Origin of the sequence: Daejeonella lutea, from assembly GCF_900168015.1 — a bacterium.
GTDB classification, from domain to species: domain Bacteria; phylum Bacteroidota; class Bacteroidia; order Sphingobacteriales; family Sphingobacteriaceae; genus Daejeonella; species Daejeonella lutea.
On the sequence record NZ_FUYR01000002.1, the window covers coordinates 718,102 to 733,353 of the forward strand.

At 42.3% G+C, this 15,252-nt stretch carries 11 protein-coding genes; 3 read left to right on the forward strand and 8 right to left on the reverse strand.

Going from position 1 to position 15,252, the window contains the following annotated elements:
* Positions 1-12: 12 nt before the first annotated feature.
* Entirely contained in the window at positions 13-291 is a 279-nt protein-coding gene (locus B5X60_RS12330) for a NifU family protein (RefSeq protein WP_079702991.1), read from the forward strand.
* A 174-nt stretch (positions 292-465) separates the two neighbouring features.
* On the forward strand, positions 466-1,107 hold the full coding sequence (locus B5X60_RS12335; RefSeq protein WP_245803516.1) for a carboxypeptidase-like regulatory domain-containing protein: 642 nt from the start codon (positions 466-468) through the stop codon (positions 1,105-1,107).
* Between the two features lie 3 nt (positions 1,108-1,110).
* Here B5X60_RS12335 and def read toward each other — a convergent pair whose 3' ends face one another.
* From def to ffh, 7 genes are all read right to left on the reverse strand, one after another.
* Positions 1,111-1,683, reverse strand: a complete 573-nt coding sequence (gene def, locus B5X60_RS12340; RefSeq protein ID WP_079702992.1) for a peptide deformylase — start codon at positions 1,681-1,683, stop codon at positions 1,111-1,113.
* Between the two features lie 104 nt (positions 1,684-1,787).
* Positions 1,788-4,178 carry a TonB-dependent receptor gene (locus B5X60_RS12345; RefSeq protein ID WP_079702993.1) on the reverse strand — a complete coding sequence of 797 codons (2,391 nt, stop codon included), beginning with the start codon at positions 4,176-4,178 and terminating at the stop codon, positions 1,788-1,790.
* A gap of 131 nt (positions 4,179-4,309) precedes the next feature.
* On the reverse strand, positions 4,310-5,545 hold the full coding sequence (locus B5X60_RS12350; protein ID WP_079702994.1) for a M16 family metallopeptidase: 1,236 nt from the start codon (positions 5,543-5,545) through the stop codon (positions 4,310-4,312).
* A 60-nt stretch (positions 5,546-5,605) separates the two neighbouring features.
* The gene (locus B5X60_RS12355) at positions 5,606-7,144 is read right to left on the reverse strand and encodes a YifB family Mg chelatase-like AAA ATPase (protein WP_079702995.1); all 1,539 of its coding nucleotides are present in this window, start codon (positions 7,142-7,144) and stop codon (positions 5,606-5,608) included.
* A 519-nt stretch (positions 7,145-7,663) separates the two neighbouring features.
* Entirely contained in the window at positions 7,664-8,488 is an 825-nt protein-coding gene (locus B5X60_RS12360; RefSeq protein WP_079702996.1) for a hypothetical protein, read from the reverse strand.
* Between the two features lie 64 nt (positions 8,489-8,552).
* The gene (locus B5X60_RS12365; protein ID WP_079702998.1) at positions 8,553-9,839 is read right to left on the reverse strand and encodes an asparagine synthetase B; all 1,287 of its coding nucleotides are present in this window, start codon (positions 9,837-9,839) and stop codon (positions 8,553-8,555) included.
* Between the two features lie 426 nt (positions 9,840-10,265).
* On the reverse strand, positions 10,266-11,606 hold the full coding sequence (ffh, locus tag B5X60_RS12370) for a signal recognition particle protein (protein WP_079702999.1): 1,341 nt from the start codon (positions 11,604-11,606) through the stop codon (positions 10,266-10,268).
* 182 nt (positions 11,607-11,788) lie between these two features.
* Between ffh and B5X60_RS12375 the strand changes: the two genes are divergently transcribed.
* Positions 11,789-14,215: a DUF5916 domain-containing protein gene (locus B5X60_RS12375; RefSeq protein WP_221406241.1), complete on the forward strand. Its 2,427-nt coding sequence runs from the start codon at positions 11,789-11,791 to the stop codon at positions 14,213-14,215.
* Here B5X60_RS12375 and B5X60_RS12380 read toward each other — a convergent pair whose 3' ends face one another.
* Complete coding sequence (locus tag B5X60_RS12380; protein ID WP_079703000.1) at positions 14,216-15,220, reverse strand: DUF3078 domain-containing protein; 1,005 nt, start codon at positions 15,218-15,220, stop codon at positions 14,216-14,218.
* Between the last annotated feature and the right edge of the window lie 32 nt (positions 15,221-15,252).

Below are 15,252 nucleotides of genomic sequence, written 5' to 3' on the forward strand. Positions count from 1 at the left end.
AAATAGAACACCATGGATTTGTTGCAAAGAGTTGAAGCTGCACTGGATACTATCCGGCCCTATCTCGAGGCTGATGGTGGAAATGTTTCTATCGAAGAGATTACACCCGATAATGTTGTGCGATTGCGTTTATTGGGCTCATGCGGTTCATGTCCGATGAGTATTATGACGCTTAAGGCAGGGATCGAGCAAGCTATTATGAGGGCCGTTCCTGAAATAGGAGGCATTGAGGCTATAAATTTAACGGACATTGATGACCCTGCGGCAGTACTTCCTGAAAGGCTCCAGTAACAATACAATAGAAGAATAGCCGTTTAAGACGGTGAACGGATGTTTTAACACAATTTAACAATCCTGCGAACCTGATTATATTAACTTTGAAATCTGCATGAGCTTACCGCTCACACAACGAATTAATATAAGCTCAAGCAAGCTTCATTGCCGATAAAAAACAAATACATCCTGATGAAAATGCGCATATCCTTAATTCTGGTCCTTTTATTTGCTGCAACAATAGGGTTTTCCCAAACCGCTGCTAAAAAGTTGGTGCAATTTTCGGGGGTTATTGTGAATGTGGATAGCAATACGGTAGTACCATATGTAACTATTACTAATGTTACTGGAAAGGCACAATTTTACGCGGCTAATTATAAAGGATATTTTTCTTTCGTTGCCAATGTAGGGGATACTTTACTATTCACCGCAATCGGGTATAAGAAAGAAGGCCTGGTTATACCGAAAGATATTGCAGAGAACAGTTATACAGTTGTTGTAGCGATGAAACAGGATGTTATAAATCTCCCTGCAGTGAGAGTTTACCCCTGGGCTAGTACTGATGAGTTCAAAAAGGAATTCATGACTATGAAATTTGCTGATGATGACCTCGAGATTGCCCGGAAAAATGTTTCGAAAGAAAGTCTCTCTGCAATGCTGTCAAGTCTACCGAGAGATGGCGCTGAAATGCAAAGCTATAATTTCCAGAATAATCACGCCCGGTTGACTAATAGGAATATAAATCAGCGACTGGCGAACCCATTGCTGAACCCATTTGCTTGGGGAGCGCTTATTCAGCAAATTGTAAATGGCGATAAAAGCCGGGGACAGTAAATCTTAACGTCTGCCTTTCTTTACAGACGGAAATTTCATCTTATATTCTACTTTAACCAAACCTTTTGAAATAGAGTCGAGTCTGTTTTTCAACATAGTCTTGCGCAATGGGCTCAGTTTATCCGTGAATAGTTTTCCTTCGATATGATCGTACTCGTGCTGTATTACCCGGGCGGCTAAACCATTAAAGATTTCTTCGTGATGATTCCATTTTTCATCATAATAAGAGATTTTGACCGTATCCTGCCTGCTGATATCCTCCCGTATCTCAGGAATACTAAGGCATCCCTCATTAAACACCCACTTTTCTCCTGTTTCCTCTATTATCTGAGCATTAATAAATACTTTTTTAAAATCCTTTAAAGCTGGTTCATCTTCGGCAAAGGAAGTAGCGTCTATTACAAAAAGTCTTATCGAAAGGCCAATCTGTGGGGCAGCAAGACCAACGCCATGGGCGCCATACATCGTTTCAAACATGTTAGCTATTAGCACATCAAGTTCAGGATAGTCTTTCGGTATATCGACTGCCTTTTTTCTCAGAACAGAGTCACCATAGGCGATAATCGGGAATTTCATGGAACAAAAATAGCTTTCTTTGTTTAAGGAAGCAAATACTGCCCCGCAGAGCATTGCAAGATATCCTTAAACGAAAAAGCCGGAGATGTTACCTCCGGCTTTTATTAGAACTTATAAGATAGAGTTGTCAGAAACTGACGCGGCGGAATCGGGTTCACGCTGTAGTTCTCATGGACATAATAATTCAATTCATTGGTTAGGTTAGATAGTTTAGCCAATACTGATAACCTCCTGTGTGCGTATCCAAGTGTAAGGTCATAGGTGGTAAAACCATTCATTGGTATAAGCCGCGATACAGTTTGAGTCTGCCCGACCGTATTATTCCAGCCAGCATTTCGTTCTCCTATGTAATATCCTGAAAAGCCTGCTTTCAAGCCCCTCAGTCCGGGGGTATTAAAGGTATAAAATAGACTCGCATTAGCAGTGTGGGCAGGGTTGCTTACCAATCGTTCCCCTTCAATATAGCTTCCTTTCCGTCCTGAGGTTTTGGTATATCGCATATAGTTGTAGCTATAACCACCCATAGCATTTAAGCCTGGAAGTACAGTACCTGTAAGATCAAATTCAAAACCGTCGCTGGTTGTTTGTCCTGTTAGTTCTTTAATATTCGTATTGGCATTCAGAGTTATACCATCCTTAAGGAATTGAGCCTGCTGTGCCAGGTTGTTGTTAATGATTTTATATAAGGTAAAGTTGGCAGTAAGTTTTCCATTCAGGAAATCATTCTTAACTCCCGCTTCAAACTGATCAATAATGGATGGGCTTAAAGCCTGGTCAAATACATCTATTCCTGAATTTACCGTGAAGTTGTTGGAATAGCTTCCAAAAATTGCCATTGTTTTAACCGGCTGGTACACGATCCCAAATTTTGGCGAGAATGCCTGATCCGATTTTGCTGCCGTAGCACTTTTGCCGCTGGTTCCTTTGATCAGATTGTGAACATCGGCAACTAATGCTTTTTGATACGACCAACGAAGTCCGGCCATCACTTTTAATTTCTCTGAAAGACTGATTAAATCTTGCGCATAGTAGCCGAGACGGTATGTTGGTGCTTCGGTTACGAGTGAGTCTTTCGCAAAAGGCATGTCCTGTCTGGCGGTGTATTTATTGGGATTAAGGATGTTTATGCGGTCATAAGCCGTTGCGAAATTAAATGTATGGCTGGTATTCAGGTAGCTGTCAGCGTCCGTGCCGATGAGCACACTGTGTTTGATCTTTCCGGTATAAAGCGACCCGGTTAGATTTGCTTGAGCAGAATAGTAATCTTCTGCAGTGCGTGAGCGTGTTAATGCGCGGTTCCAATCACCAACAGCATCTGCCTGGATTCTTTCTGTTGAGTAATAATTCCGATTAAACAACTGGTACGAACCCACTACATTTAATTTCCAGATATCGTTGAATTTATGATCAACTGTTGCTGAGATGTTAGTTTGGTTAGCTTTATTGAACGCCCAGGCGGTATTGAAAAAACTCGATCTGGATATACTTGTCGGGATTTTGCCATCAAGGGATCCAATACCAAAATCAGGCGTAAGGTCATACTGCAAATAGTCGCCCTGAAGTAGAACGTCTGTATTTTTTCCTGCTTTGTACAACAAAGAAGGGTTTATATAATATTTGTCAGATTTAACTTCATTTCGATAGCTTTCATTGTTTTCGAACGTGCCGATCAATCTGAATGCTAGGTTTTTACTGATGGGACCATATACATCACCCGTGGGCTTGTAGGAGTTGTAGCTTCCTCCCCGCATCGATATTTCGCCTCCATATTCAAATTTTGGACGTTTGGTCACCAAATTGACAATAGCGCCGCCGCTTACGTTTCCGTACAACATTGCTGCGCTTCCTTTAAGCACCTCAACCTGCTCAAGCGTACTCACTTCTGGCAATGATCCGGAATTGTAGCGCGAACCATTTTTGAAATAGTTGTTGCTTCCGAGACTGTAACCACGTGCAAAGAAATTTTCAGACGTTGAACCACGGCTTGTTCCAAGCGCTACGCCATTAACATTTTTCATCACATCACTCAGTTTCGAAGCCTGTTGATCTGTAATTACCTGGCTGCTAATTACGCTGCTGCTTTGAGGTACATCCATTGGGTTCAAACCGGCCTTTCCTGCGGTGAGCACTTGCTGATTATTTCTGCTTGCTGTGACTACAACTTCAGATAACTTCTGCGAGCTTTCCTGCAATTTAAAATCAAGTTCCAAAATTTCACCTTCTTTAAGGGTTACAGCCTTTTCGTCACCTGCAAGACCAAGATATGATACTTTTACAATGTGGTTTCCAAAAGGGATATTTCTTAGGCTAAATGATCCGTCTTCTCCTGAAACAGTGCTCTTGAGTCCTTTAATCCCAACGTTTACATATGCTGCAGGTGCACCGTCCGCAGTTGTGATTTTCCCTTGAATACCAGCACCCCGGGTTTGTGATGAAACGGAGGATGTAAGAACTGAAATAAGAAGGATTAAGATGAAAGTAGTGGCTTTATACATGCTATTGTTATTTAGACTTATTCTATATTGATCGCAAAAGTAGCAATAGCACTCAATAATCCAAACTTTATTTAGAATAATTCTAAGGTGAACGGGAGATCTGTGTTTGGAAAGTGCGGATGAGGGGATCTCTACGAATCTTCCTGTGGTTCAAAGATCAGTCTGCTGAGCAAGGTCGGCTCAAACATTTGATTAGCTATTTCCTGTAGTTGATGTGCTGTTACAGCGTTTATTTTATTGAAAACCTCTTCCAAGGAATCTACTCGTCCGTAGTCAAGAAGACTTTTAGTCATTGAGATTAATAATCCCATTCTGTTTTCTTCACCAAGGGCAATCTGTCCGATAAACTTTTGCTTCGCCTGCCGAAGTTGCAGGGGACCTATTTTGTTATCCCTGAGTTTCTTCAATTCACGCTCTACAAGCTGTAAAGCCTTCGGTAATTTATCGGGATCGGTACCGAAGTAGATTGAAAAGATGCCCGTATCACTCATGGGGGAGTAGTTTGATTCAATGGTATATGCAATCCCATGTTTTTCCCGGATCTCAAGGTTTAGCCTGGAGCTCATTCCGGTTCCGCCAAGGAGGTTGTTTAAAAGTAAAAATCCGGTTTTATATTCATGATGCATCGCGAATGAACGGTTGCCAATTACACAGTGCGATTGATTAATCGGCTTTTTAAAGCGAAACTCTTTGGCTTTGTAAGAATTGACCTTTATCCTTTCTCTCTGAGTTTTATTGCCGGGGATTTTGCTAAAGATCTTCTCCGAAACCCGGATCAAGGTTTTAAAATCATAGTCCCCGCATATGCCAATTATTATTTCGTCAGTACTGTAATTTTCACCGATGAAATCAAAAATATCTTTCTGTGAAAAGGATCTTACGGATTGTGCCGTCCCCAGAATATTTCTTCCCAATGGATGTCCGTCAAACAAAAGGTCCTCGAAATCATCGTTTATTGCTTCGTCCGGCTGATCGTGATATGAGCTTATTTCATCCAGGATAACATCCTTCTCTTTGACCATTTCATCTTCAGGAAATACGGAGTGGAAAACAATATCTTCGAAAAGGTCTAGTGAGCGCTCAAGGTGAGGTTTCAAAAATGAAGCATGTATGCACGTATATTCCTTGGTGGTGTATGCATTCAGATCAGCCCCAACAAGTTCCAATCGATTAAGGATTTGATTCGTATTTCTTCTTTCAGTTTTTTTAAATAGAAGATGCTCTATAAAATGCGCCAGGCCGTCTTTGGAATTAGCCTCATCACGCGACCCTGCATTGACAATAATGCATGCGTGCGAAATATTAGAAGCTGTGGGTTTATGCAATATGCGTATTCCATTTTGCAGGGCATGTACCTGATAATCCATCATTGCAAAGGTAGGAATTAAAAGGAAATGAGGATGGGGGCTGGAGAACGGAGAATTGCTTCAGCCGGCCCACCCATCTCTGTCAAGGCTTCTATAATGAATTGCTTCGGCTAAATGCTCCAATAGAATCTCGTCACTTTGTGCAAGATCTGCGATAGTTCGAGAGACTTTGAGTATACGATCGTAAGCACGTGCAGATAAGCCTAACTTTTCCATCGCTTGCTTTAACAGCGCTTGTCCAGCATCGCTGATCCGGCAGATATTCCTTACCATATTCGGGCTCATTTGTGCATTGCAGAATACATCATCCCTGTCTGCGAATCGTTGATGCTGAAGCTCCCGACCCGCGCTAACCCGGTCGCGAATAGGTTTACTTTTTTCGGCCGGCCGATCTGATGACAACTCGTTGAAATTTACCGGGGTGACTTCAACATGCAAGTCAATTCTGTCCAGCAAAGGTCCGGATATTTTACTCAGGTATCGCTGAACCACACCGGGTCCACAAATACACTCCTTTTCTGGATGATTGTAAAATCCACACGGACAGGGGTTCATAGATGCTACAAGCATAAAACTAGCAGGGTAATCGATCGTCGATCTAGCCCTGGAAATAGTAACCCGTCGTTCTTCCAGTGGCTGACGCATAACTTCTAAAACTGTACGTTTAAACTCCGGCAGCTCGTCCAGGAAAAGAACGCCATTATGTGCCAGAGATATTTCACCAGGTTGGGGGTTTGTACCCCCGCCAACTAATGCAACATCAGATATGGTGTGATGCGGTGACCGGAACGGTCGAACCGTCATGATGGAGTCGGATGCAGATAATTTCCCCGCAACAGAATGGATCTTTGTGGTGTCAAGAGCCTCGTATAGATTCAAAGGTGGCAGAATAGTGGGCAGTCTTTTAGCAAGCATTGTCTTACCTGCACCAGGCGGCCCGATCAATATCAGATTATGTCCACCTGCAGCAGCAATCTCCAGTGCTCGCTTAATATTCTCCTGGCCTTTTACATCGCTAAAATCACTTTCATAGTTACTAATATTATTTAGGAACTCCTGTTTAGTATCTACAACTGTTCGTTCAAGAGCTTTCTTGCCGATGAAAAATTGGATGACATCGTAAAGGTTATCCACACCATAGACTTCAAAGTCATCTACAATTGCAGCTTCCCGGGCATTTACTTTGGGTAGGATTAAGCCCCGGAAGCCATCCCGTTTACCCTGGATAGCAATGGGCAAAGCGCCTTTAATAGGCTGGAGTCCCCCGTCGAGGGAAACCTCGCCCATGATCAGAAATTCTTTAAGCTTTTCCCTCGCCACCTGGCCCGATTCAGCAAGAATTCCCATGGCAATTGGCAGATCATACGAAGAACCTTCCTTTCGGATATCCGCCGGCGCAAGATTCACAACTATTTTTCTTCGGGGCATCTTCAAACCTGAATTGCTGAGCGCACTTTCAATCCGAAATAAGCTTTCCCGAACCGCATTATCAGGGAGGCCAACAATAAAATATTTGGTACCACCACTCATATTGACCTCAATTGTTATGGTAATAGCTTCGATTCCAAAAACGGAACTCCCATAGGTTTTTACTGGCATGCTGTATAGGTATAAACTAATTTAAGCAAAGTAGAACCCCTGTAATTAGGAGAGATTAAATGAATTAGGGAACGGATAGAATTGATAAAAAACTAATGTTTAGAAGATCAGTTATCTGACGTAAAAAGGTAATTTAACTTTCGGTTAAAAATTGTTTGTGATTATAACGCTATTTAAATTTTTTCCGGGCAATACCATAACTGCCGGATACGTAGACTGCTTTTCACTATTACCATCTTCGAGACAGTTCCGGGACAGTTCCGAGAAGGATTCGGGAAAAGTTCGAGAATATCCCGGATGCTTCCCGGAGCTTTCCCTATTCTTTCCCTGATATTTACACCACAAGGTACGGGTCATACCAAGTCAATTTAATACCTTATATGGCATACGTCAATGGAAAAGTAGTTGGTGCGGTTATCTGATTTTCGTTTAAAGAAAGTGCAGAAATACGAATTTAAACTTTCGTGTAGAGTCCCACACGATAAACAACGTAAAGAAGCGGGAGGAAACTTCGGAAAATTAGAATTTGCCTTTATTCGATGTTGAAAAGGTCTTAAACCGCAAAGCAACATCAAACCCAACATAATTTGAACGGGTATTTATCGACCCCCGGTAGAGTTTGTCATTCATGTTAATCGTCATCGTGCCTTTAGTCACGGAAGTTATGCCCCAGTTCGTGCGAACTCCTAGTAGCACATCTAGATTGTTATTAACACTATGCTCATATCCCACACCGGCGGACATGATTGTAAATATCCGTGCGTCATTCGGGTATTCTACAGCAAAATCGGGCGTTTCTGAACCGGCAGCAGGAGCGTCAGCATACATGAGGTTGTCTGGGTTATTTCTCTTTCGCGTGGTTCCGACGCGCTGAGAATGATTGACCCGAAAGGTTGGACCCGCAAATATGCGGATAACGTTGCCAAGGGCAGATACTTTATAGACAGCATTGAGCGTCGCAGAGTTGTATAAATAATTATGGAAACGCGATAAATTAACCTCCCCGGCCTGACCTGGTTGGAATGCTGAAAGCGGTGCCTTTAAATTGTAAGACCAGTTGCCACCACCAAAATCGGTGCCCGCACTAACACCCCATTTGCGGTTGAGCATGTGAGTATAATCTAGGCCGGCCTCTATCGCGGTAGTTGTACCGGTAGAAATACTTGCAGGTGAATTATTCAAAACTTTGGGTTCCGAGGTAAAATTTGGAGTAATTCGGATTCCGATATAGCCCTGAGCCAACACCGGATTTTGTGAAATTGGCAGACTGAAAAACAGTGTGGCAATTTTTATTGCTCCTGGTAAGGTACAACAACGCCAAAGACGTGACAAAGGATCATTCATTTTTCAAAGATAGATGATCTAACTTACAAAAATAATCCCGAAAATATTTAGCGATGTCTGATAATCAGGTCTTTTGCTTCTTTTTCTTAGCCGACGGGAATAAAACGTTGTTCAGGATCAAGCGGTAGCCCGGTGAGTTTGGCGTTAAGCTCAAATCACGTTTGCGGTCTGCCGGATTATTAGGTAAGCGCACTCCATTTCCCCTGAAGCCGCCGCCACCACCGCGCCCGAAGTCGCCCTCCGGATCATGTCCACCATAATAGGTCCATTGGCCATTCCCCAGTTCTCCATGGATGTAACGGGCAACACCAGCAACTTTTGTCTCGCCCATTACCAATACGTTCGATTTGACGGTGCTTTCATTGAAAGCAGTAGTCTGGCCATTAAACCCTTTAATTACAAACTCATGATCTTGTGTTAGCATCGATGGTACAAGGTCCCACTTCGCAGAGTAACTGAAGAGCGTAAAGAAATCGTTTTCAGGATTAGCATACCTTCCGGCATTTATATTCGAGAATCCCCTGTAATCAGGTTTCAGGATGAAATTGCTGAAGGCAAGGGTTTTACTGAAGTCAAGTTTCGATTGGGCACGCGGATCGCTTCCATCACCATCATGATTACTTTCTACTATATCAATTCCTTCAGCAGCAAGGGCTACATCCAAAGTTTCACCAGCAGAACACATTGCAAAAAGATACCCGCCGCCACTGATAAATTTGCTAATGTTCTTCGCCACGGTAAGCTTCATTTGTGACACTTTAGGATACCCATGGCGATTAGCAATGGACTTTTGGATATTTATATCCTCCTGTGATTGTCGCTGGCCCGACAAGCCAAACTGGCCGGTAAAATCTTCATGATGCAAATGAAGCCATTCATACTTCGGAAGAACACCATTGAGTACTTCTTCATCGTATATTATGTCATAGGGTATTTCCGCATATTCAAGCGCCAGTTGAACAGCATCGGTGTAATCCTTTGTGGTGAAGACATTGTTAGGGGAGTAAACTGCAATCTTAGCTGCAGTTTCAAGCTTAACCATCTCCATATTAACTTCTGGGCTTGCAATTTCAGTCAGGATGGCATTTACCTGCCCATCAGTAATTACTTCATAGGTAATACCTCTGATGCGGCATTCATTTTCTATAGGCTGGGCATATTTGATAAGAAAACTTCCACCGCGATAATTGAGCAGCCAGTCGACAGCTACACCTTTCTTCAATGTCCAATAAGCAATGCCGTAAGATTTAAGGTGGTTTTTCTGTGCCTCGTCCATAGGGATGAGTATGGAAGCTGCCCGGGAGAACAGCGACACAAGCAGAAAAATTAATGTTAAATAACCTTTAACCATTTCTTACTCATAGGATTATTATAAATCTAATGATAATAGGCCGGAAAAATGAATTGATTATGAAGGTAAACTGTAATATTGTTGTAGGAGGTAGGAATATTGCTGGAAAGGCCTGTTGTGCTATTAACGTTTATTAAATGTCGGCAATAACGAACATTTTAGCTTAACTATACGACTACTGTTCCGAAGAAATTCTGTCATGAGTAAAATAAACGGGGGCGTCGCAAGTAGCTTTTTTGCGGCTGGAAATTTATATTTTTACCGGAAACTTCATGCAAAAAACTACTGCAGAGCACCCGACTGGCGGAACCGAAGACTTACTGCATCTCCTTTTCAAAATACATATTAGAACTTATATACTAAATAGGGAATATGAACATGGGCCAGATAAAAATAACTAAAACGTAAATCTTTAAACCAAATCCTCTACTTCCCAAAAGGCATTTTTGGCATTCCCTTCATCATTTTTGCTGCTGCAGCGGGATTAGAGAACTGCTTCATTACCTTACGCATATCCTCAAACTGTTTAATCAGCTTGTTTACCTCCGTGATTGTTGTGCCTGAACCATTAGCTATCCTTGTACGGCGGCTCTGATTTATAGCATCCGGATTTTCCCGCTCGTGAGGCGTCATCGAGCGGATGATTGATTCGATGGGAGTAAATGCATTGTCATCAATCTCGACATCTTTAATCGCTTTCCCAACGCCGGGGATCATTCCCATCAGATCTTTCATATTACCCATCTTTTTAATCTGCTGGATCTGACTCAGGAAATCGTTAAAATCAAACTTGTTCTTACGGATCTTCTTTTGAAGTTCGGCTGCTTCCTTTTCATCGAACTGCATTTGTGCTCGTTCAACAAGGGATACAACGTCACCCATACCCAAGATCCTGGACGCCATACGATCCGGATAAAATACATCCAGAGCTTCCATTTTCTCGCCGGTACCAATAAACTTAATCGGTTTATTGACAACAGATTTTATTGAAAGCGCTGCACCACCGCGAGTATCACCATCAAGCTTAGTCAGGACAACCCCGGTGAAATCCAGCCGATCGTTGAAGGCCTTTGCTGTGTTCACTGCATCCTGGCCGGTCATTGCGTCGACAACAAACAGGATCTCGTGTGGATTTGTGCTTGATTTCACTTCCGCGATCTCATTCATCATTTCCTCGTCGATTGCCAATCGGCCGGCGGTATCAATGATAACCACATTCTGGCCATTCTTCTTCGCTTCTGCTATACCCGCTTTGGCAATAGCTATAGGATCTTTTGAATTACGATCAGTGTAAACAGGCACATTAATCTGTCCGCCCAATACTTCCAGCTGATCGATCGCTGCTGGCCGATAAACGTCGCCTGCAACTAAAAGAGGTTTTTTGTTCTTCTGGGTAGCAAGGAAATTCGCAAGTTTTCCAGAAAATGTGGTCTTACCCGCACCGTTTAAACCGGCAATCAATATTATAGTAGGATTCGCAGTGATATTGAGCTCCTGAACTGTTCCACCCATAAGGTTTGCCAGCTCATCGTTCATAAGTTTGGTTAACAGTTGTCCGGGCGATACGGCTGTCAATACATTTTGTCCTAAAGCTTTTTCTCTAACCTCATCGGTAAACGCCTTAGCAGTTTTATAGTTAACATCGGCATCCAGAAGAGCTTTTCGAATCTCTTTCATGGTTTCTGCCACGTTTATTTCAGTAATGCTACCCTGTCCTTTTAATACTTTAAAGGCTCTGTCCAGTTTATCCTGTAAATTTTCAAACATCTTTCAATCAGCTTTTAGCTGGTGCAAAGTTAAGATTTTCGGGCTAAATAGTTCTTAACACTTACCTTTACTGCCCTAAAGTTTTTTAGGCTGTAACATATTTAACACCATTTAACAAAAACGTGCAACGTTTTAACAATTCTACCGTCTAATATTGCTGAAAACCAACCTAAACTGACTTAATGAAACAAGGACTACTCTTAGCCAGTCTGCTTTGTGCTCTGTGCATGACTTCTGTAGCACAGACTATAAAGAAAATGAATGCTGTTCGAACGGAGAGCGCGCCCAAAATTGATGGGGTACTTGATGACGAGGTATGGACTAAAGCAGTTGCCGCTGATGAATTTGTAGAGCTACGCCCGGTACCAGGAAAGGTAGAATCACGGGAAAAAGGAACAGAAGTAAAAATCCTTTACGACAATTCTGCCATCTACGTTTCCGCCAGGATGTATGACCATCCGGATAGTATTGCGCGCGAATTAGTCACACGTGACCGGGTGGGTAATGCTGACTTTATAGGAATAATTTTCGATCCATACCTGGACCGCATAAATGGACTTGGATTTTACGTTACAGCAGCCGGTTCACAATATGATGCGAAATATTCACTCACTGGTAATGAAGATGATAATTGGAATGCAGTATGGGATAGTGAGGTTAAAATTGATGAAAAAGGCTGGACGGCCGAATTCAAAATACCGTATTCTGCGCTTCGCTTTGCTAACAAAGATGTTCAGACCTGGGGAGTAAACATGACGCGACGCAGGCAAAAAATCAACTATCAATCCTGCTGGAATTTTGTGGATCCCAAAGTCAGCGGTTTTATAAATCAGGAGGGAGAATTGCATGGGATCACTAATATTAAATCGCCGATAAGACTTTCTTTTTCACCCTATGTTTCTACATCAGCCAATAATTATCCATACAATTTGCCTGGGGTAAAAAATACTACTGGAACTTTCAATGGCGGAATGGATGTGAAATACGGAATAAATCAAAGCTTTACCCTTGATATGACCCTGGTCCCTGATTTCGGACAAGTACGTTCGGACAACCAGATCCTCAACCTAACTCCCTTCGAGGTAAAATTTAACGAGAACAGGCAGTTCTTTACTGAAGGTACAGAGCTTTTCAATAAAGGAGACCTTTTTTACTCCCGAAGGATAGGCTCGTTTCCATCGTACACCAATGACGTTTATGGACAGCTTCAGGCTGGGGAAACGGTGAAGGAAAACCCCAGTGAAAGTAAGTTAATAAATGCCACTAAAGTTTCCGGTAGAACAGGAAAAGGACTTGGAATCGGCGTATTCAATGCAGTAACTAATCGCGCAGTTGCCACAGTTTTAAATGCAGCCGGACGGGAAAGAATGGTGGAAACGCAGCCGCTCACCAATTACAGTATTTTCGTTCTTGATCAAAATCTTAAAAACAACAGCTCAGTGACCTTGTTGAATACGAACGTTTTGCGGCAAGGCGCTGCTTATGATGCAAATGTGAGTGCATTTCTTTTTCGTTTAAACAACAAAAAAAATAAATACCATGTTGAGGGGGCGGCTAAAATGAGTCATCAGACTTCCCTTACCAGAGATGATACAGGATTTGGCTATGAGTTTGAAGTTGGGAAACAAAGCGGAAACTTTGTGTGGAATCTTGAACAAGAACTTTCGGACGACAAGTTCAACCCGACTGACCTTGGCTTTTTTACTAACAATAATTTTCTTGACCACTCCCTTTATGTAGGATACAATAAATTTAAACCCGGCAAGTGGTATCTGCAATACGAAACCTGGTTCGAAGCTGATCATTCCCGGATGTTTAAGCCCCAGGCCTATCAATCATTTAATGCGAATGTTGGTGGATGGGTGAAATTTAAAAACTTTTGGTCGGCGAACATGAACATTGGTCGTGTATTTTCAGGCAACGATTTCTATGAAGCCAGAAGCGCAGGAAGGGTTTTTAATACCTTTTCAAGTACCGGGATAAATGGCAGCTTTAATTCGAACAATGCAAAGAAATATAATGGCGGTGCATATCTGTCAATGCGTTTCCAGGATAGCTACCAGGGATTTGGTATTGGTACGGGGTTTTATCAAAATTACAGAGTTAATAATAAACTCTCGTTTGGTACAGAAATTATGATCGAGCCTCGGTACAACTATGTTAACTGGGTTGGCAAAAACTCGTCCAACGAGATTATCTTTTCCAGATATGACCGGAACACCGTAGAAAGCATATTGGACGTAAAATACGCCTTCACAGCTAAAATGGGTCTCAATTTACGGGGAAGACACTACTGGTCGGATCGCAGAAACAAAAGCTTTTTCTTGCTCCAGGATGATGGAAATCTTCAACCAAACCCTGGTACAGAATTCGTTAATCAGCATGTTAACTACAATGTGTTTAATATAGACATGGTTTATTCCTGGCAGTTTGCTCCCGGCAGTGAATTAAGCTTAACTTATAAGGACGTGGCTGAGGATTATGAAACTTTAAACCGGGAGGGTTATGGCAGAAATTTCGGCCGGGTAATCAGCCGCCCACAAAACAACAGCCTTTCTCTTAAAGTATTGTATTACCTGGATTATCTTCAGCTCAAGAAGAAGAATTGATTAGCGGGGAAACTTGTAAATGAGTCCGAGCGAAAGTGCCTGACTGGCCTGGATTTTATCCGCTGTATCATCATCGTAAAGAACTATTCCTGCCAGCGAAACATTGATCAATCGGTTAACACGAGCGGTCAATGTCACATCCAGTCGGTTGTCTATGCTCTTCAGTTTCTCATAGTTAGCGAACATCGTATACCTGCTTTTCAGATTGAGGTTTTCCGCAATGTCCTTATCTATTGACCCCACTACCTGGAATGCCAGCTCGTTTCTAAAACCTTTACCAGGTTCAACACCGAAATTTTTGGGATTAGTTTTATAGAGATTGGTATCTATCATAAAAGTTTGTCGTGCTGTGCCAGTACCAATACGCAGGAAAAAATATTTCACAGGCTTATACTCGAAACCAACCGATTCGGTCAAATAACCCGGAGCCATGAATCTGGAAAGGAGTGTTGCCACTTCAGTTCCCTGGGCATTTCTGGCAAAGGAAAAACCCCGGTCAAACTGGGATTCAAAATTTAACGATCCAAAGAAATACCAGCTCTTAGATAATTTAAGGGCCACTTTATTGTCCCAAAAGATACGGTCTGCAGGTTTCCTAGAGAGCTGACCTTTATTCTTCAGTTTTCCGTATTGCAGCAAAACCTCTGACACGAAATTTTTATCGCCTTGGGTATAATCAGTTTTATAGGTGAATTGACCACCAAGAGCTAAAGAATTCACTCCACCTCCTCCCCAATTATCGCTGAATGATGCTTGATTTACATTCACCCCGAACGATGTCCAGCTCCGCCAGTAATTAATGCTTAACTGAAGCTCTTCGGGTTCTGGAAGCCGCACTGTTTCTGGAAAAATAACCGGTCGTCTGACTGGGAGAGAATTTCTACGGGGATATTGCCTGAGATCTTTTAAAATCGTCGTATCCGATTGACTTTCTGTCTGCTGTGCAAATAGTGTAGGGCTCAGAACTGAAATAAAACTGAATATGATCAGGCAACGGGTAAACATCTGACAAATAAAACGAAAAAAGACTTCTTTTC

Coding starts and splice junctions, on each gene's coding strand:
- B5X60_RS12330 (WP_079702991.1), top strand. CDS start 13: ATGGATTTGTTGCAAAGAGTTGAAGCTGCACTGGATACTATCCGGCCC.
- B5X60_RS12335 (WP_245803516.1), top strand. CDS start 466: ATGAAAATGCGCATATCCTTAATTCTGGTCCTTTTATTTGCTGCAACA.
- def (WP_079702992.1), bottom strand. CDS start 1,683: ATGAAATTCCCGATTATCGCCTATGGTGACTCTGTTCTGAGAAAAAAG.
- B5X60_RS12345 (WP_079702993.1), bottom strand. CDS start 4,178: ATGTATAAAGCCACTACTTTCATCTTAATCCTTCTTATTTCAGTTCTT.
- B5X60_RS12350 (WP_079702994.1), bottom strand. CDS start 5,545: ATGGATTATCAGGTACATGCCCTGCAAAATGGAATACGCATATTGCAT.
- B5X60_RS12355 (WP_079702995.1), bottom strand. CDS start 7,144: ATGCCAGTAAAAACCTATGGGAGTTCCGTTTTTGGAATCGAAGCTATT.
- B5X60_RS12360 (WP_079702996.1), bottom strand. CDS start 8,488: ATGAATGATCCTTTGTCACGTCTTTGGCGTTGTTGTACCTTACCAGGA.
- B5X60_RS12365 (WP_079702998.1), bottom strand. CDS start 9,839: ATGGTTAAAGGTTATTTAACATTAATTTTTCTGCTTGTGTCGCTGTTC.
- ffh (WP_079702999.1), bottom strand. CDS start 11,606: ATGTTTGAAAATTTACAGGATAAACTGGACAGAGCCTTTAAAGTATTA.
- B5X60_RS12375 (WP_221406241.1), top strand. CDS start 11,789: ATGAAACAAGGACTACTCTTAGCCAGTCTGCTTTGTGCTCTGTGCATG.
- B5X60_RS12380 (WP_079703000.1), bottom strand. CDS start 15,220: ATGTTTACCCGTTGCCTGATCATATTCAGTTTTATTTCAGTTCTGAGC.